This window comes from Vibrio sp. 1562, from assembly GCF_033340155.1.
Classification (GTDB): domain Bacteria; phylum Pseudomonadota; class Gammaproteobacteria; order Enterobacterales; family Vibrionaceae; genus Vibrio; species Vibrio alginolyticus.
The window spans coordinates 253,634-273,190 of the sequence record NZ_JAWOVY010000002.1 but is presented as its reverse complement, the minus strand read 5'-3'; the positions used below and the strand labels follow the sequence as shown (position 1 = coordinate 273,190).

Sequence of the window (19,557 nt, the reverse complement as noted above, 5' to 3'; positions counted from 1 at the left end):
GAAAAATGATCAAGGCTTAATTAGCGGAATTTTAGGCAAAAAAAAGCGAGTTTCCTGAGGAGAAACTCGCGAAGTCTATTCAGAATGAATGTAACAATATGAGCCAATCTATTAATCATCAGAAAGGACAAAAGGTTGTCTATTCGGGATAAATAGTAGTATTAGGCTTGGCTTCTAATGTCAGTGGTTTGTAAGAGTTAAGTCTGTTTTTTATCATCGAAAGACATTGTTACATTTCAAACCGATACATCACACCTATAGCTTGATACACATCAAGCGACACTTTTAAATCGCCATTTCATCCAAGGCACGAAATACCATTTCATCCATGTGACCATCGAAGATTTGACGACAAACTTTCCGACGCACCGCTAACCCCGCAATCAAGCGCTCGATGGTAAGATGCTTAACATCGTTCTGGGTGTTAAACAGCTCGACGGTTTTACTTAATGTCTCATAAGGAATCGGCTCATCCCCTACCCTTAGCCAATCGAGCTTCTCTATGTAATCTGAGCACTCTTCTTTGATTGAGGCATACGAGTGCCCTGTCATCGCAGACAAAGCCGTTATACTGCGTTCTAGAGCCTCTGGTGAGGTATATTTAGATAGAGTAATGGTGATCTCATCAGCATTGATCTCTACCAAATGTTTTCTTTGCTTCACGCGTCGCCCTAAATTTCCTCTTGGAGACGGTGCTTTGCGTTGAATGGGCTCAAATTCGCCGTCTATGATGCCTGAGAGCTCCTCAAGCTGTTGTCGGGTTACCATCTCATTACGAAGTGGGTTTGGCAGCGTAGGCGCCATGTTACGCTTTCCTGCGTTGGTTGTACGAGCACGTGAGTAACGCAACACCTCTTCGACGTCACATTTGATGTCGATCTGGTAATCCATCACTTTATCATTCTCGATCATAGTTTCGATCGTTAAGTGATAGCCCCATAAGTTCACCACAAAAAGATCGTCTGTCCCTTTGCCGTCTGACAAGCGTTTCAGCTCACGGATCAGATCCATGGAGAACCGACGCCATTCAATGTTACGTGCAAGCTTCTGATTTAACTCACTCAGTAGCATGCAATCCGTGTGACGACGAACCATGCGACTACGGAAGAAAGAGTACAGTTGAAACACCAAAGTATGTTGTTTCAAGATCTCTGGCGGAAACAAGAAGAAATAATCGCGCGTTAACAGCTCTTCATAAAACGAAGGTTCCCAAACTAAAATATATAAGTTTGGCTTGATACGAATTTCACCATCGCTTCCCTCCACAGGTGCCTCTTCAGAGGCCGTGATGGTTCGAGCAAGAAAACGAAAACGATCACTTTTGAAGCCCTCTGGCATGTTTTCACTTAGCCAACGTCCCGTAAGTTCATGGAGCTGAAAATCAGTGAATTCAATGCGATCAATGCTATCGCGAATGGAATCACGAGCTGGGCCACTGTCTTTTTTGCCTCTGAGCGACAAAATATCAGTGATGTATAGCGGCGTTTTGTTTGGTACGTGAGCAGCATCAAGCTGATACTGATCTTTGTGATGATCATGATACTGAACCGTTAACGTGAAGAGAGCGAACAGGGTCATGAGATCATCCACAGTCATGATATTTTTGGATGATCGCGTCTCAATAACGGCTTTAGTGCCAGAGATCGACACCATGGATTTCTGATAACTTTTTCGAGTTCTTGGTGGCGCAAGTGCTTGGTCAATGATCCCAGCCCAATTTGTTGGAGATACAACAAATTGATCGGCTTCATCTTTCATCGTGGGAGGTGTGTTTAACCCGTGCTCATTCAACAAACGTTTGTTTACTTGAGTCTGAGCCAATGCTTTCGAACGTTTTTGTTTTTCGTTCTGACGAACTTTGTCGGTAACGAGACTTGTTGCTCCCAACACAGATATAAGCTGATTGGGATTCACAAATTTATGTAGCATCGTTTTACCAGCAAGTCCCTCTTCAAAACGCACTGGAGTTTGAGTAAATAAACCAATATTTACTGCCGCGCGCAAACGTTGTTGCAGGGCTGCACGTGTGAGTTGCCCATCTGTTGCTTCCACAATCTCTGTGGTTGAAACCAAACCATCCTTGCTGCTGAAGCCTCGTAATGAGATCAGATTAAGCAACTCTAAGATGCTTTTGGTCACCCCTTTGAAATGTTGGTACTGCTCTACCCAATCCGCAGAGGATTCATGTACCTCAAAAAGATGGCCATCTTTGTGGCTTCTCGGTGCTTTAATCAGAATTTTTTCATCAGCCGTCATTTTAGATCCAGATCACACTAGCCGTAGTTGTGCTATGGTTCCGAAGAATAAAGAAAAACAGATCATAAATAAAGAAAAAAGATTGTTTTTAAATAACTGATCTTTTTGATTAATCTGATCTTAATTGATTATATGATCTAATGATCTGGCTTGAAATTTCTCGCTAAGCTTTTGTTCTATAAGACTATTATTTCCATGTGTTTCGGAACTATGATCATAAGAAGTCTGAAAGTATGATCAACAATAACCTGAAAGCATGATCATATTTATTCGTAAGCATGATCATTAAGGTTATGAAAAGATGATCAAAAGAGTCTTGAAACGATGATCATGATGTTTTTACAGGTTATCCACAGATGCAGTATTTAATAATGATCTTCACGATGATTATATTGTGCATTGGTGATGTTATTTATACTCGGATCGATGATCAAGAGCCAATATATCTATCGTTCTGGCGCCCATATTGATGAGATATCACTCATCTGATTAAAATACATTCAAGTCGCTCATATTTAGAAGTAAATCCTAGTCTCTGCTTATTTACAGGAAGCATGATCATGAGAGCGTGATTTATCATAGCAACTTGAGCAATTTCATTGTTCCGGCTTCTATAACGTCAATTTCTGCTCAATCCCCCGTTCTGTCTGCACTCAACCGTAAATCAGAGAAGAAAACTCATGCTTCCGAGAGATTCTAAGGCTTGATCATATTTCCGATTAATGGATCTTATTTTATTTGCGTGTTTACACCGTACTCTGCTCTATTTTTCCATGATCATGCTTTCGGATTTGCTTATTAACACGGAAGCATGATCATAAGCATGCCTTGATCATACTTCCATAGATGTTTCGCTGGAACTGCCCTATTTTGCTCGGAGACATGATCAAGGTGTTCAGGTCTTTATTGTTCCGATATTACTTACTATTTATCGTTTAAATTAGGTTGGTCTAACATAACCCGTAATTTAGCTTAAGATTATAATCGTTCCGGTAGAAAATTGATTTACATTGTAAATGAGTGACGCTGTAACACTTTTTATTTTTAAGTTTAGGTGTCCACTTATGAGAAGATTATTTGATTAAAAATAGTTATCTTTTTGACCATAAATCATAAAAGCGTCGATTTGGGTGTTTTTTTATGTGATGGTAATTCAAAATGTTCGTGCACCTTTTTGTTGTTTTTGGTCTTTACTGCTGTACAATTGCAATTATAAATCCTTCCAACGGAATTTGGCATGAAAAGAGAAAAAACGATTGAAAACCTTCTTGAGTTAGCGGAGCTGACTCAGCAGGTTCAAGCTGACCGTATTGAAATTGTTTTAGAAGAGCGAAGCGATAACTACTTCCCACCAATGTCGAAAGCGATGATGGAAACCCGTTCTGGTCTAACTCGCCGTAAGCTCGACGACGCGATTGGTAAAATGGAAGCCGCTGGGCATCAATTTACTAAAAACAACGCGAATCATTATTCAATTACGTTAGAAGAAGCACACATGCTCATGGATGCGGCTGAAGTGCCTAAATTTCATGAGCGTAAAAAGAATTCAGGTAACAAACCTTGGATTATTAATGTGCAGAACCAAAAGGGCGGTACAGGTAAATCAATGACCGCGGTTCATTTAGCGGCATGTTTAGCGCTAAATTTGGATAAACGATACCGTATTTGTTTAATCGACTTAGACCCACAAGGCTCGCTACGTTTATTCCTCAACCCGCAAATCAGCATGGCAGAGCATGATAATATCTATTCTGCGGTAGACATTATGTTGGGTAACGTGCCTGATGGTGTGGAAATTGACAGTGAATTTTTACGTAAAAACGTATTGCTGCCAACGCAATATCCGAACTTAAAGTCGATTTCAGCGTTTCCAGAAGACGCGATGTTTAATGCGGAAGCATGGCAAACGCTATCTGAAGACCCATCACTCGATATCGTCCGTCTGCTGAAAGAGCAACTGATTGATAAAATTGCTGATGACTTCGATATCATTATGATTGATACCGGTCCACACGTTGACCCATTAGTATGGAATGCTATGTATGCATCAAATGCCTTGCTAATTCCTTGTGCGGCTAAGCGTCTGGATTGGGCTTCAACAGTAAACTTCTTCCAGCATTTGCCTACGGTATATGAAATGTTCCCGGAGGACTGGAATGGTCTTGAGTTTGTTCGCTTGATGCCAACCATGTTTGAGGACGACAATAAGAAGCAAGTTTCTGTTTTAACTGAAATGAACTATCTTCTAGGTGACCAAGTTATGATGGCTACTATTCCTCGTAGCCGTGCGTTTGAAACCTGTGCCGATACCTACAGCACAGTATTTGATCTGACAGTAAGCGATTTTGAAGGCGGTAAGAAGACACTAGCTACCGCGCAAGACGCTGTTCATAAAAGCGCACTGGAATTAGAGCGTGTGCTGCACTCTAATTGGCCGTCATTGAATCAGGGGTAATAAGTAAATGGCTTTGAAAACGTCTGAATTAAACGCGAAATTATTTGGCAAAACGAATAAGCGTCGTGTTGTGACTCCGCAAGAGGCGCAAACTGCGGCAAAAGAGAAAGCTCAAACGATTGAACTAGCAGTTGCAGGTGAAAATATTGTTCAGTTTGAACTTGTGCGTATTCCTGCAAATAAAGTTGCGACAGAAACAACAGTATTTGTTGATAACGCTCGTGAGCAATCGTTCTTAAACGAACATGCTTTATCTGATGTTTTAGTCACACTCAAAGAGCGTGGCCAACAATATCCAGCTGTGGGTCGTAGAACTGAAGATGGCAAGATCGAAGTTTTAGATGGTAGCCGTCGTCGCATGTCTTGTATCCTCGCTGAACAAGACTTTTTGGTTTATGTTGCTGACAACATTAATACTGACCATGCTAAGTTTTTGTCTGATGTGGCAAATGCTCACAAGCCGCTCTCTTTATATGAAAAAGGGAAAGAGATGCAGGCTAAGCTTGATAGTGGTGAAGCTGAAGATCAGAAAGCATTGGCAAAAATGTTCCAGTGCAGTGAAGCGTTGGTAAGTGGCGCTTTAAAAGCCGCAGCATTACCGTTAGAACTGCTTCAAGCGTATCCGAATGTTGGCGATCTCGGTCGTCCAACTATCGTGAAACTGCACAAACAGTTTTCAACGCTGACGCCAGAGCAGCAGCAAGAGCTGTTAGATAAATGTCGCTCTAGCGAAGGGTTTTTATGGCAGCGAAGCACAGCTCAAGGCGTTGCTCGTCTGACAAAAGAAGTCACGGAAAGCATCGAAAATTGGATTACTGAACTTGCACCAGCAAAACCTGGTAAGAAGACGGAAAAAGTCGACTTAGTTAAAGGTCGAGCAAGCTATAGCCGAAAAGGTAGCAGCCTGGCGTTGAACTTGAAGAAAGTTGACGACAGCTTAATGGAAGAGATTCTTGCGTTTGTACAAACCAAACTGCAATAACAAATGATGATTGAATCAACCGCCTCCGGGCGGTTTTTTTATATCTGAGAAGCGTCAAATTAAAGATGTGATACCATTGCGTCAGTTCAACGTTGGATAGACAAAATGCAGACACAATCTGATTTCCTTTCATCACTTCAACATCAAGCTCACCAATCTTTCCAAAGGATTGGTATTGTCATTCAAGGCGAGGCTTCTTGGCAAAATGCGTTGATGTCAGAGTTCCATAAAACGCAGCGCCATCAACGTTGGTTTTCTGTTGGTGATTTTGGTTTGAAAAACGTATCCAGTGTTTCGTCTAAACAAGGGCACATGTTGCTAGGCAGAGAGTGTGACGTTCTATTGTTTGATGCTCGAAATGGCTTTGACGCCAATAGTTTTACCGCCGCGCTTGGCTCATTGGTTGGCGGCGGTTTTCTTATTGTCATTACTGAGCTGCGACAAAATGCGAATTTTGCTCAGCAATGGATGCACAAACAATGGGAGAAGCTCGTTGTTATTGAGCAAGACAAACCATTGCCAACGGCTCCAGACATCAAGCAAGCAGAAAAAGAAAGCCACTACACGGAACAAGAACATGCCATTTCTCTAATTGAAAAGGTGGTGACAGGACATCGAAAGCGACCATTAATTTTGACCGCTGATCGTGGACGTGGAAAAACAAGTGCCCTCGGCATTGCGTGTGCGAGCTTATTACAGCAGAAGCCACTTAGAATCTTAATTACCGCACCATCTATAAAAGCCGTTGAGCCTGTTTACCAACATGCTTTGCGGCTACTTCCAAATGCGCAGCGTATTAGGAAGGACAGATTAGAATCAGGGCTGGGAGCCATTCAATTCATTGCTCCTGACGAACTTCTATCGAGCAGACCTGAATGTGATTTGTTACTTGTCGATGAAGCGGCTGCAATTCCAGTTCCTATGCTCAAAAGCATTACCGAACATTATCATCGACTCGTTTTTTCTACGACTGTTCATGGTTATGAAGGTTGTGGCCGGGGCTTTACGATTAAATTTGTTGATTGGCTTCAGAAACAGCGTTCGGGAATGAAAACATGGCACATGACACAGCCCATCCGCTGGAGCATGAATGATGCGCTTGAATCATGGCTCTATGACGCGTTTTTGTTGGATGCGGAGTTAACGCACCATCAACTTAAACAGGTCGACTCAATTTCCCTTTCTAAAGCCGATAAGAACCATTTGATATCGCAGCCTAGTTTGCTGCGTGAGTGCTTCGCTCTTTTGGTGAATGCTCATTATCAGACCTCGCCGAATGATTTGATTCACCTTTTGCAAGACGACAACAGTCAGCTCTATTTTGCTAAGCAAGATAATGCGGTTGTGGGGGTGATATTAGCGGTCGAAGAGGGGGGCCTTGACGATGAATTGATTGAAGAAATCCAGCTTGGTAAGCGTCGTCCTAAAGGACACTTAGCCCCAATTACGATTGCAAACCACCTAGGATTCCCGAATGTCGCGAATCTATCGACGCTGCGAGTCATGAGAATTGCGGTTCATCCAGCATTGCAAGGCAAAGGCATTGGTCAAAAAATTCTGCAGCAACTTGAGCAAATGGCTGCTAAACACATTGCCTACTTATCCACGAGTTTTGGTGCGACGGAAGAGTTGCTCTATTTCTGGCGACAATCGAACTTCCGTACAATTCGCTTAGGGTCAATGCGCGATGCTGCTAGCGGTTGTTATTCAGTCTTGATGGTCAAACCTTGTGATTCCCAACAGACGGCTTGGGTCGACCAATCTCAGGCGCTATTTGAAGAAATGTTGTCTAACAATGTGGCTGACGTCTATCCAAAATTAGAAGCCCCTATTTTTCGAGCTCTATTGTCGCAACCTTTGGGAATGAGTCCACTTCATCCCGCTAAGTTATTACTAATTGAATGTTATGCTGATGGTGGTAACAGTTATGAGTCTGTGTCTGTGTGGCTTCAACAGTGGTTACTTAATTTAGGTTTGAACTCTGCTTCCGACTTGATGATTAGTAAGCTTTTTCTTAACCGTAGTTGGACTGAATGTGCTCAGCAATTTGGTTTACCTGGAAGAAGGCAAGTTGAGCAGCAGTTAAGGGACGAAGTAAGACACATTTGGAGCGATTTACACTGTAAACAATAAAGGGAAATTTACACTGTAAATGAAATTATTGGGAGCTGATTTTACACTGTAAATCCAGCTCCTTTTTGTTTCAGCGTGTATCTTGATTGAGCTTTAGGTTAAATCGAGTTTTCTCTTAATATGCTGTTTAACCGTTATTGATGGATTACTTTCTTTAGTGACGTGAGCCCTATAATAAGAAATGCGAGGTTTGTTCAGAAAACGGATTTGGTTAGACTGAAAGTGTTGATGGGAAGCAAAGTGGTAAGGGTATGTGGAAGCTGTGTCTTGAGTTATCTGAAGATAAGACCAAGGTGATAGCCCGTCTTCCGGGAGAAGTGGACCTCGGTGGTGAGCTAAATCAAAATGAATTAAACGAGCTGCTCGTCGCAATGAACGCTGAAAGGATGTTTGTTGTTGAGGGGGAAGTCGTGAGATTCATTAACTGCGCCAAAGAACGTAAAGACGAAGCTTACGAAGGCATCGTCATTGCGGAAAAACGCAACGCGCAAGTTGAGGTCGAATTATCGAATAATGACATGCTCGCCAGTATGAACGTTGTCGGTGCGTACGGAGGCCGAGGTTTACGTGGCCCCGAGATTGTTCAAGCCCTTGCTCAAGCGCGAGTTTCGAAAGGCATCAACAAACTGGCTTTGAAGAAAGTGTTGGTTGTCAGCACTCAGCTCAAACCCGGCGAAACTTTTTCTCAACCTGTAGCGGTTGGTAAGCAACCTATCAAAGGCAAAGACGCTCTTTTTACTCCTCTCGTTAAAGACATCACCAAACGCATCCTCAAACCCAAAGACGGCCAATCTGCTAGCGACAAAATTGATTTACGTAACCTCGGTGAAACTATCGCGGTTGACGTAGGCGATGAGGTGATGCGCCGCACGCCTGCGACCAAAGGTACGCCTGGTTTTACTGTTCAAGGGCGAGTGATTCCTCCACAAGCCGGAAAAGACAGCCCAATGAAGCCAGGCAAGGGCACCGAGATAAGCAAGCAAGACCCAAACCTATTGATTGCATCGGTATCCGGTACGCCTCTGATTAAAGACAAAACCATCGAAGTTGATAACGCACTCTGCCTCAATAGCGTTGGCGTGAATACAGGCCACGTGAAATTCAAAGGGAATGTGATTATCGGTGGCAACATTGAATCTGGCATGATTGTTAAAGCGACGGGTTCTATTACTGTAGGCGGCTTCATTGAATCGGCTGACGTACAAGCGCAAGACGACATCCAAGTTGGTAAAGGGATCATTGGCCATACCGTGAGTGATGGCCAGCCAAAGAGTTGTCACGTCAAAGCCAAAGGTTCGATTCGTGCCAGCTACGCCCAATATTGTGATTTGCAAGCCGGCGAAGATATTGAGTTGGCGGTGCACAGCATGAATAACGATATTGTTTGTGGGCGCAATCTGACGGTGCTAGACGCGAACGGTAGGAACGGCACGCTCAGCGGCGGAGATGCAAAAGTCGGTGGCAAAGTGGTGTGCTTACAATTGGGCGTAGAAGGCGACACCGCCACTAAGGTAGAAGCGTTCGCACGCTATTCTGCATTTAAGGAACGATTAGCAGAGCTTAAAGAACAATACAAACGCGCTCAAGAAGGCACGATGGATGTGATTCGTAAAGAGCTCGAATTTAAGAAACGTCCTAAAGCCGAACGTACCGACGAAGAACAAGCTCAGATTGACGTGATGAAAACACAAAACAACGAGCAGCTTGAAGCGATAAAGCAAAAGCTAGAACAAACGGAACACGACTTTGAAGTCGCGTTAGAAGAAAATATTGTCGAAGCCAAAGAGCGTGTCTTCACACGCGTGACGGTGCAGTTTGGCGACGAGCAGGTAACGACAAAGCGCACTCATGGCGGTTGTTCGTTCCGTTTCAATCAATACGAAATTAAAGTCTCGGCGAACTTGGAAGAAGAGGACGTCGCTGCGGTTTAAGCTTTCTTACTCACTGAGCCCACACGTCGCAACAAGATGTGTGGGCTTTTGTTTATCTACAAATCGACAATGTGCTCTTGATAGTAGTCCGCAAGCGCACCGACTTGGCTGCTACACATTACTTTCATTGCTTGTTTAATGTGTTCTATTGGCCAGTTCCACCATTGGATATTGAGTAGAGTTTCAATCTCTTTATCGCTGAATCGTTGACGTACGACTTGGTTGTTTCCAACCACCACCGAATAAGGTTGGACGTCTCTCGTCACTACTGCGCGTGCTCCGATGACGGCTCCATCGCCGATGTTTACTCCGGGCATGATCATCGCCTCGCTGCCAATCCAAACATCATTCCCCACCACTGTATCTCCGGCACGCTCGAAACCGTCTTGTACGCCTTCTCCAAAGTCTTCAGGAGAGAAGGGGAAGGTCGAAATCCAGTCAATGCGATGACCTTGGTTTCCTGCCATCATGAAGGTGGCTCCAGAAGCGATGGAACAAAACTTGCCAATGATTAATTTGTCGATGCTATCGGGTTCTCTACTTTGCCATTCTTGAAGTGTGACGGGGTCACCCAACAAGTAGCGTACCGCTTGCTCTTCGAAGCTTTTTTGATGATAGAAGCCCGAGTAATAGCTGTAATCGCCAACGATGATATTGGGATTAGTGATGTGATCTTTAATGACTTGACCTTTTAACCACGTGTCGAAAACACTCATAACTCATCCTTTCAAATTTAGGTTGTACAGAGTTTAGAGGCTTTCTATTATTTCCAGTAGTTTGATTTTAGAGATTCAGAATTACTGTATGGAAATAAAATGGCTCAGCTACGTACCACTTTACGTCGCTTTGTGTGAGGAACGAAGTATTGCTGGTGCAGCAAAGCGACTGAATTGTTCGAATGCGCATGTAAGTCGGCAACTTAAACAGCTTGAAGACATATTGTCGGTGCAGCTTATTCAGCGAACTACGCGCCAGTTTAATTTGACCTACGATGGTTTGCGGTTTTATCAGCAGGTAAAGCAACTGCTCGAAGGCGCTGAGCAGATCAATGAGCAAGTCATGGCAAACGAGATCGTATCGGGAAAATTGAGAATAGCGGCGTCCGCTTCTTTCGGAGCTGCGTTACTCAGCCAAACATTGATCGAGTTTCGATTGCAACATCCACAAGTGAGTGTTGAAGTGATCTTCACAGAGACACCTCTCGACTTGATTGAGGCTGGGTTTGATATCGCATTCTACTTTACCGATACTCCCCCAGAGGGATACGTCGGCCATCAGCTACGCACTTTACACTGTAAACCGATCGCTCATCGCTCGTATTTAGCTGATAAACCAAATGTAAGTACGCCAGAGGAGCTTGGTGACTTAGAGCACATCCTTTATAAAAGTCGTGACTTGGTGTTAGACAAGTGGACGTTTACGCATAAGCAAACTCAACAGCAGTGCAGCATTGAGTTAGAAAGTACGCTGAGTTTTAATCTTGTCCAGTCCATGTTGGATGCTACTTTGGCTGGCTGTGGTGTAGCCATGTTAGATGAATTTGCATTGGCTAAACTCGAACCTGCACAAAAAGAACAACTCGTGAGTTTGCTTCCAGAATGGCAAACGGATGCGATTTTGCCGCTTTATCTGCTTTACCCAAAACGTGAGCACTTACCAAGAAGAACGCGAGCGTTCATTGATCACTTTAGGAACATATATTCTGTCGGCGAATAGCGACAACAAACTCAGCAACAATTGTGGAAGCAAAGGAATGCGAAAACACTGTCACCAGCTTCCCTGATGCAGGCGTGTTTGTTAAAACAGGTAACGAAGAAAACATATGGCGAGGGTGAGCTTCTTCAAATCAGCATTAAAGGCAATAACTACTGATCGGACACAGAAGAAGCTCATGGATTCAGCTAACTTACATTAAGTATCGTGCTTACAGCTCGTAACGTAGACCTAAGTGGTAGTAGCTTTCGTCTGCGTGCGCACCGCCAAACGAGACTTCTTGTCCATTGCTGTAGCCACGCGAGCCGTTACGATCAACGTAGTTTGTGTAGATAGAAGAACGAGGCGTCAGTTTGTATTGCACTTCTAGCGTTGTATCTTTCAGCTCTAGCTCGTCACCATCACTGTTTTCTAAAGAACGATAACCAGCACGCAGTACCCATTTGTCATTTACACTGTAAACCGCCGTTAATTCCATCACTTTGTCGGTACTGGTTTGTGAGTAATAGCCCTCTAGTTCATCTTCCGAGTACAACGCACCCAACATCAAATCACCTAGGTAGTAACGCGTACCTGCGCCCCAGAATGTGTAATCGGTGTCGTTGCTTTCACGTGCATCACCTTTATTCTTCTGCATCGCCACCACTGGTGCCAAGGTACCCAAATTTCCCATGTCTAGCGTATAACGCAGTGCAGTGTTGTAACCGTAGTCGAGCTCAGAAGTGTTGTTTCCTAAAATGTACGCGACAGAAAAATCGAAATTACCTAGGTTGTTTTGGTATTGCAGCGTGCCATCTTGACGGAAAACTTGCGTCGCGGTTTTGTCGACTTTATTCGCTTGGCGCGCCATAGAAACATCGGAAGAGGCGAACACATCACCAATGTCGGTAAACATAATCAACCCAGATGCCACGCGACCACCAGTAATGCGACCATAATCTTTCGCATCAATACCCGCCCATACATAACGTGCGGTCAGAGACGGTTTGTCGTTTACTTGGTTTGCGTATTCAGCGGCACCCACTTGGTATTGCGCTTGGCCGATGATCGACGCGTACTCGTTGATGGTTTGTGAACCGTTTAAACCAATACGGCCATCAAACTCGCCATTTGCATCGCCGTGCTCATCATTTTTACTGGTGACATTGAAACCAAGACGAGAGTAAATATTTAAAACTGACCCATCTTCCGCTTGATACAGCTGCGCTGCCATTGCGTTTGATACCATCAATGTTGGGAGAAGTAGAGCCAAAATGTGCTTTTTCATGATTAACGACCTTTCATTTCTATTGTTTTAGGTACGACAAAGCCCCTTCCGAGTAACGGAATAAGAAAAATTGTCGTGAAGTAGAGAGAGGGTGCGCCCTTGTTTGCCAAGGGCGCGAGCTAGTCCATTCCTATAGGGGAAGAATGATTTAGCTTAAATCGACGTCTTTGCAGCCAAAGAAGTAAGTCGCGAGGAAGCCGACGATGTAAGAGATAAGCAGGCCGGCAACAAACACCATCATGCCCGGGAAGATGCCATTTTCAGATGTCATGAGAGGAATCGCCACGATGCCGGACGGGCCAAACACCGTATTAAGACCAACTGGTAAGCCAAGGTAAGAAACTAAACCGATAAAGAAGCCGCCCGCAGCACCACCAATACAAGCGGTAACGAATGGTTTTACGCGTGGTAATGTCACGCCGTAAATCAATGGTTCGCCAATGCCTAGAAGACCCGGAATAATAGCGCCTTTAACTTGAGTGCGCAGTAGAGCGTCTTTTTTGGCTTTGAAATACAGCGCCATTGACGCGCCAACCTGACCGCCACCAGCCATTGCCAGGATAGGGAATAGCGAGTTAAAGCCCTGTGCTTCCATCAATGCGAAGTACACTGGAACAAAACCCTGGTGGATGCCAAATACCACCGAAATTAAGAACAAACCTGCCAAGATTGCAGCGCCTAATGGGTTATCGTTTAAGTTGAGGAACAACCAAGACATCCCTTTAAATAACTCGCCGCCGATCGGCATGATGAGCAAGAAGGTTACCGCACCCATGATCAATAGAGTGATAACGGACGTTAAGATCATGTCCAGATCATCAGGCATGTATTGACGAACCTTACGCTCGACTTGTGCACCGATGATCGCTGCCAAAAGTACGCCGATAATGTTGCCGCGCGGATCAATCGCAAAGCCGAAAAACTCGTTCATGCCAGAGTAAATGCCGGATGTCGCCTCTGGGTTGTAACCCAGCACAAACAAAGAGGCGAGAATGGCACCATTAACACCAGAGCCGCCAAACGCTTGCTGCGCGTTGTAACCAATCAGAATACTTAGGAAAGCAAACAGACCCTTACCAAAGACTTTCATGTAGGCGATCAAATCCAACATAAACTGGCTTGGTGTCTGGTCGAGAACAAACATTTGTTCCAATAACGTCGCAAAACCTAGCAACAAACCAGCGGCAATAAAACCAGGGATCAACGGCGTAAAGATAGTGGCAAACTTGCTTAAAAAACGCTGAACTGCACTGGTTTGTTTGCTCTTCATCTGCTTTTTCTGCTCGGCTGCGACGGCAGAAAGATCTTTTTGCGGCATATCTGCTTCTTCACTGTCACCAGAGGTTAAGCTGTCGATCAGTTGATTCATCATCTCAGCCGCTTGTTGAGCTTTTCCGGGACCGAGAATGATCTGAAACTGCTCATCGCTTTCCACCACACCCATTACGCCGGGAATTTGCTTGATAACTGATTGATCAGCCAAGCCATTGTTGGCGAGCGATAAACGCAAACGCGTCATACAGTTACCACATTTGCTTACGTTGCTACTGCCACCCACTGCGGACAGCAACTGCGATACTGTGTTTGAAGTTATTTTTGCCATAGGGTCTATCCTTCAGAACTCGGATTATTTAGTTATTATTTAGTGCTGCGCGAATAAAGCCGTTGTGCGCGGCGAGGCGTGATTTGGCTTGTTCGGCATCCAATTCGGCCAAAATCATTAAGATGGCGGTTTTGCAGTGGCGACCGCAGGCATTTAATGCTCGCTCTGCTTCTTCTTTTGATGCGTCGGTTGCTTCCACAACAATGTTGGTTTGGCGTTGTATGAGCTTGGCGTTAGTGGCTTCTACATCCACCATTAAGTTGCCAAATACCTTACCACTACGAATCATTGCGCCTGTCGTGAGCATGTTTAGCACCAGTTTTTGTGCGGTGCCGGCTTTCATGCGAGAAGATCCAGTGACAACCTCTGCGCCAACTATCGGCAGAATCGCGATGTCGGCCGCTTCTGCCATGGCACATTCTGGATTACAGGCGATAGATGCGGTCGTGGCTCCGATGGATTTAGCGTAGTCCAAACCACCTAGTACATAAGGTGTACGGCCACTCGCTGCAATGCCTACAACCACGTCATGCTTGGTGAGGTGAAGTGCTTTTAAGTCGTCTTGACCCATTTTCGCGTTGTCTTCTGCGTTTTCTACCGCTTTTAAAATTGCTTGATGTCCACCAGCAATTAAGCCAATCACCATATCTGGATGCGTGCCGTAGGTAGGAGGACACTCGCTTGCATCAAGAATGCCTAAGCGACCTGACGTACCAGCTCCCATGTAAATTAAACGGCCACCATTTGCAAAAGCTTGGGTAATTGCGTCAACTGTCTCTGCAATTTGTGGTAGCACCGCTTTTACCGCGAGCGGGACTTTTTGATCCTCTTCATTAATGACTTGCAGCATCTCGATAGTCGAAAGCGTATCGATCTCGGCACTGGCTGGGTTACGGCTTTCTGTCACCAATCTGCTTAAATCAATTTTCATGTTTTGCACTCTTCGTAATGTTCAATCTGAGGGCGATTTTATGGAATAAAATATTCAGGTTTGGTGATAAAAATCACACTTGAGGTTATTCTTTATGCAGGAGAAATTTGGAATAATGAGAGAAAATATACGTCTATTACGTCCGGGATTAACTGTCTTGGTTAGAATAATCAGGGGGTTAAATCAAACGCCTATTATTTCTGATTTGGAATAATTTATTTAAAATTTTTGAGGTTTTTGTTGTGTCAGTTATCAATAAGATAGTCGCGAGGCGTACTCAGCTTTCGCAAAGTGGTCGTTTGGTTGGCGATTGGATTGTTGAAAACGCAGAAAAGGCGGCGCTGCTCACCAGCCAAGAACTTGCGGCGCAAGTAAAAGTGAGTCAATCGAGCATTGTGAAATTTACTCAGCGTATCGGCTTTAAAGGTTACAGCGAGTTTAAGTTAGCTCTGAATGAAGAGATTGGCCGTAAGCATGCGATGCAGTCGACACCGCTGCACAGTGATATTTTGGCTGACGACCCCATTGCGGTTATTTCACAGAAACTGGTGAAAGCGAAAACCGACGCTATGTTTCAAACCACCAATACGCTGTCTTACGAAGCGTGTCACCAAGCGGTGAAATGGTTGAGTGAAGCGCGTCGAGTGCAAGTGGTCGGGATTGGGGGCTCTGCACTGACCGCGAAGGATTTAAGCTTTAAACTGCTTAAACTTGGTATTACGGCGCTTTCTGAACAAGACAGCCACGTGCAGATTGCTGTTGCCCGCACGCTCTCTCCAGAAGATGTTCAGATCGCAATCTCGTTTTCGGGTGAGCGCAAAGAAATTCTCGTCGCGGCAGAAGCGGCAAAAGAGCAGGGCGCGAAGGTGATTGCGTTATCTGCGCCTGGAAGAAGTCGCTTGCGCGGTATTGCCGATATTACGTTTGATACGATTGCCAATGAAACGGAACATCGCAGCTCATCCATTGCTTCGCGTACCGCGCAAAACGTGATCACCGATTTGCTGTTTATCATCTTGGTTCAGCAAAGAGACGACAGTGCCCGTCAGTTGATCAGCGATATTAGTACCGACATCAAACAGATCCTCACATGATCGCTTGTTTAACAGCGGACTAGAGATCCGGATCGTGCCTCAGCAAAGCAATAAAATCAGAGAGATGTTTTTCAATGGTGAGATCGGCAGAAATCGCGGGTAATTCCAACGTGATGCAAGGTAAATCACGTTCACTACACCAAGTGCCGAATGAGCCGGGTGTTTCGTAGTCGACATCGTCAACGATTGGCAGTTGAAACTGCTCGCCGAGCCATTTGGCGAGGTTGGAATGTTTGGGATCATCCACAAACGCAAGCGGTTCATGAAACGACACCACAAACTTTGGCTTGCGCAGTTCAATCAAGTTAATTAATGCGCTAACTTCAGGCTCTAGTTGGTTTTTAGTGCCAGTTTTCACCTGTACGTCTCGAACGGGTGTGTGAGAGCTCCATCGATACACTGTGCCATGCTCAGTCCAATTTTGGGTTGGAAACGCGCGATTGAGATCCACTTGGTTTGCATTTGCGCGTGTGCCTAGTTGGTTGCCGTCAGGATTCATTGACAGAATCACATCATGTCGTAAGTTTTCAGCAGGCAAGCTTCTTAGCGCGCAGGACAAACCTGCAATCGAGGCCGTCTCGTCCCCGTGAGTGCCTGCCAAAATCAAACCTCGCGAAGCACTTTCGACTTGAGCCGGAAAATACAGTAATGGCGCACCAAGCACGGATTGACCGTATGATGTTGGCCGAATTAAAAATGCCGCTCTTTCCGTTCTTGGAATTAGACTCACCGTAATCTCCTGATTGATGAAGTAGTATCAATATCTAAGCTAATTACACCTAGCTAAACTGAACCGTTTAAACTCGTCAACGGTTGAAATGTTAATTGTGGCACTTGCTTCACAAGACGCGTTAGGAGAACGAAAAACGATATGGATTTTAAAAAACATTCAACGGCGTTGCTGATTTCCTCTTTATTCACCCCTTTTCTTGCTACATCAGTTGCTGCGGAGACCTTACCTAAAGGCATTCAACTTGCCGCAGAACAGCATGTAGTACGTGCGAATGACGCAGAGGCGGCGACGCTTGACCCAGCGAAAGCCGAAGGTCTGCCAGAAATGCATGTGATTCGTGACTTATTTGAAGGGCTTGTGATTCAAGATCGTGACGGAAACATTATTCCCGGTGTGGCAGAATCATGGGAAACCAACGACAACCAAACCTTTACTTTTCACTTGCGCAAAGACGCGAAATGGTCGAATGGCGAGCCTGTGACAGCGGATGATTTTGTCTATTCACTGCGCCGAGCGGTAGATCCGAAAACCGCTTCTCCAAATGTTTGGTATCTCAAACTCACCAAGATCAAAAACATCACCGATGTAGCAGAGGGCAAAAAGCCTTTGGACGATCTCGGTATCAAGGCAGTGGATAAATACACCCTACGTTTTGAGTTGGACAGTCAAGTGCCGTACTTTGTTGCTATGACTGGGCACACGTCCATGATGCCAGTGCATCAAGCGACAGTGGAAAACCGCGACAAGCCGTGGAGCGAACCAGACCAATTTGTTAGTAACGGTGCATTCACATTGGATAAGTGGGCCGTGAATGAGCGCATTGAACTGGTTAAGAGTCCAAGTTACTGGGACAGCGCAGATACGCATCTAAACAGAGTGACTTACATTCCGTTTGAAAACCAAAACGCGTCGATCAATCGTTATGCGGCAGGAGAGCTGGATATCACGTCAGATGTGCCGACTCATATGGCGCAGAAACTTAAACAAGATTACAAGCAGGCTTACACGGTGGTGCCATTATTGTGCACGTATTACTACGCGTTCAATACCACTCGTCCGCCATTTGATGATGTGCGAGTGCGTCAAGCGGTGTCGTACTCCATCATGCGCGATGTGATTACGAATGGTGTCACGCAAGTGGGCAACCTTCCTGCTTATACTTTTGCGCATCAGTACACCGCAGGGTTTGATGCGACGCCGCCTGAATACAGTAAGTGGAGTCAGCAACAACGTGACGAGAAAGCGCGTCAGTTGTTAAAAGAAGCGGGTTACAGCCAAGACAAGCCGCTCGATTTTAAATTGTTGTACAACACCAGTGAGGCAAACAAATCGATCGCGGTTGCGATAGCGTCGATGCTACAAAAAAATCTCGGTGCAAACGTGGAGTTAGAAAACCAAGAGTGGAAGTCGTACTTAGTGGCGCGTAAACAAGGCAATTTCGATGTGATGCGCGCTTCCTGGTGTGGTGATTACAATGAAGCGTCTACTTTCCTGAGCTTACTTCGCTCAGGTTCTTCGGGTAACTTTGCACGTTACAGCAATGAAGCGTACGACAACGCGATGAACAGTGCATTGGCCGCAACCGATGAGAAAGCGCGCCAAGGTTTCTATGAGCAAGCCGAGCAATTGTTGGCGGCGGATATGCCAATCGCACCGATTTACTACTACATGCAAGCGCGTTTGGTTCGTCCTACGGTTGGCGGTTTTGCCAAGAGCAACGTAGAAGGTCGTATCTACTCGAAAGACCTCTACATCAAGAAGTAGCGCTCAAAACAAGCGATAAATATGAAGCCCCGAAGATGTATCTTACGGGGCTTCTTTTTATTGTTAGCGAGTGGAGAGCTTGTTCACGAGCATAGCGACTCGTTTGCCAAGATACTCTGCTGTTGCAACATCAGAAGCATGCAACTGACCATCTTCACCACCTTGTGCAACAATACCACCTTGTACACCATAACGATTCAGGTTTTGCTCCCCAGAATTGCTGATCTTATCCAATCCGACCCACATCATACCGTGCTGGTAAGCGAAGGTTTGAAGGTATTGCAGTGAGCAAGATTGGTCGCCATTCATTGCCCCACCACTGGTAAAGCCAGCCGCGATTTTGCTCGCCCATTTTTGGTAATACCAAGATTCACTGCTTGCATCTGCAAATGCTTTAAACTGCGCTGCTACACCGCCCATATAGGTCGGTGAGCCAAAGATAATCGCATCACACTCAGCAAGTTCATCCATTAGTTTAGAGTTCACAAAACGTCCCTCAATAATCTCACTGCCTTCAATTCGGTGAGAGAGGATTTCACATTCATCTTGCTGCTTAATGCCTTGTTGTTCAAGGCCTGCGGCAATCGCGCGAGCAAGCTGACCAGTAACGTCGGTTTTAGAGAAATAAATAATCGCAATTTTGGACACAATGGTTCCTTTTTTCATTGTTGATTTTTAATCGTGCGACTAAGGCT

The 19,557-nt window shown here is 45.0% G+C and carries 14 protein-coding genes; 7 read left to right on the top strand and 7 right to left on the bottom strand.

Going from position 1 to position 19,557, the window contains the following annotated elements:
- Window positions 1-285: 285 nt before the first annotated feature.
- Window positions 286-2,256: a replication initiator protein RctB domain-containing protein gene (locus R7Z49_RS02945; protein WP_005374502.1), complete on the bottom strand. Its 1,971-nt coding sequence runs from the start codon at window positions 2,254-2,256 to the stop codon at window positions 286-288.
- A gap of 1,237 nt (window positions 2,257-3,493) precedes the next feature.
- Between R7Z49_RS02945 and R7Z49_RS02940 the strand changes: the two genes are divergently transcribed.
- The 4 genes from R7Z49_RS02940 to R7Z49_RS02925 all read left to right on the top strand — a co-directional run bounded on the left by R7Z49_RS02940 (window position 3,494) and on the right by R7Z49_RS02925 (window position 9,757).
- Window positions 3,494-4,711, top strand: a complete 1,218-nt coding sequence (locus tag R7Z49_RS02940) for an AAA family ATPase (RefSeq protein WP_005374503.1) — start codon at window positions 3,494-3,496, stop codon at window positions 4,709-4,711.
- Between the two features lie 7 nt (window positions 4,712-4,718).
- Window positions 4,719-5,693 carry a ParB/RepB/Spo0J family partition protein gene (locus R7Z49_RS02935; protein WP_005374504.1) on the top strand — a complete coding sequence of 325 codons (975 nt, stop codon included), beginning with the start codon at window positions 4,719-4,721 and terminating at the stop codon, window positions 5,691-5,693.
- A gap of 105 nt (window positions 5,694-5,798) precedes the next feature.
- Window positions 5,799-7,826: a tRNA(Met) cytidine acetyltransferase TmcA gene (locus tag R7Z49_RS02930; RefSeq protein ID WP_318111312.1), complete on the top strand. Its 2,028-nt coding sequence runs from the start codon at window positions 5,799-5,801 to the stop codon at window positions 7,824-7,826.
- Between the two features lie 251 nt (window positions 7,827-8,077).
- Window positions 8,078-9,757 carry a DUF342 domain-containing protein gene (locus R7Z49_RS02925; protein ID WP_186585562.1) on the top strand — a complete coding sequence of 560 codons (1,680 nt, stop codon included), beginning with the start codon at window positions 8,078-8,080 and terminating at the stop codon, window positions 9,755-9,757.
- Window positions 9,758-9,813: 56 nt separating this feature from the next.
- On the opposite strand, the gene catC is transcribed toward R7Z49_RS02925, so the two are convergent.
- Window positions 9,814-10,473: a type C chloramphenicol O-acetyltransferase gene (gene catC, locus R7Z49_RS02920; RefSeq protein WP_042522290.1), complete on the bottom strand. Its 660-nt coding sequence runs from the start codon at window positions 10,471-10,473 to the stop codon at window positions 9,814-9,816.
- Window positions 10,474-10,561: 88 nt separating this feature from the next.
- On the opposite strand from catC, the gene R7Z49_RS02915 reads away from it, so the two are divergent.
- Window positions 10,562-11,473 (top strand): LysR family transcriptional regulator, encoded by a 912-nt coding sequence (locus R7Z49_RS02915; RefSeq protein ID WP_054700560.1) that lies wholly within the window; start codon window positions 10,562-10,564, stop codon window positions 11,471-11,473.
- A gap of 208 nt (window positions 11,474-11,681) precedes the next feature.
- Here the strand turns inward: R7Z49_RS02915 and R7Z49_RS02910 are convergent, their stop codons facing one another.
- The 3 genes from R7Z49_RS02910 to murQ form a co-directional block, all read right to left on the bottom strand.
- Entirely contained in the window at window positions 11,682-12,737 is a 1,056-nt protein-coding gene (locus R7Z49_RS02910; protein WP_186585564.1) for a porin, read from the bottom strand.
- A gap of 148 nt (window positions 12,738-12,885) precedes the next feature.
- Complete coding sequence (murP, locus tag R7Z49_RS02905; protein WP_318111311.1) at window positions 12,886-14,340, bottom strand: PTS N-acetylmuramic acid transporter subunit IIBC; 1,455 nt, start codon at window positions 14,338-14,340, stop codon at window positions 12,886-12,888.
- 28 nt (window positions 14,341-14,368) lie between these two features.
- Window positions 14,369-15,271, bottom strand: a complete 903-nt coding sequence (gene murQ / locus R7Z49_RS02900; protein WP_186585565.1) for an N-acetylmuramic acid 6-phosphate etherase — start codon at window positions 15,269-15,271, stop codon at window positions 14,369-14,371.
- 242 nt (window positions 15,272-15,513) lie between these two features.
- Here murQ and R7Z49_RS02895 point away from each other — a divergent pair, with 242 nt between their 5' ends.
- Complete coding sequence (locus R7Z49_RS02895; protein WP_033907250.1) at window positions 15,514-16,365, top strand: MurR/RpiR family transcriptional regulator; 852 nt, start codon at window positions 15,514-15,516, stop codon at window positions 16,363-16,365.
- A 19-nt stretch (window positions 16,366-16,384) separates the two neighbouring features.
- Here R7Z49_RS02895 and mpaA read toward each other — a convergent pair whose 3' ends face one another.
- Window positions 16,385-17,095 carry a murein tripeptide amidase MpaA gene (mpaA, locus tag R7Z49_RS02890; RefSeq protein ID WP_186585566.1) on the bottom strand — a complete coding sequence of 237 codons (711 nt, stop codon included), beginning with the start codon at window positions 17,093-17,095 and terminating at the stop codon, window positions 16,385-16,387.
- A gap of 141 nt (window positions 17,096-17,236) precedes the next feature.
- On the opposite strand from mpaA, the gene R7Z49_RS02885 reads away from it, so the two are divergent.
- A complete protein-coding gene (locus R7Z49_RS02885; RefSeq protein ID WP_186585567.1) occupies window positions 17,237-18,862 on the top strand; it encodes an ABC transporter substrate-binding protein in 1,626 nt (541 codons plus the stop codon).
- 63 nt (window positions 18,863-18,925) lie between these two features.
- Here R7Z49_RS02885 and R7Z49_RS02880 read toward each other — a convergent pair whose 3' ends face one another.
- A complete protein-coding gene (locus tag R7Z49_RS02880) occupies window positions 18,926-19,510 on the bottom strand; it encodes a flavodoxin family protein (protein ID WP_318111309.1) in 585 nt (194 codons plus the stop codon).
- Window positions 19,511-19,557 lie beyond the last annotated feature (47 nt).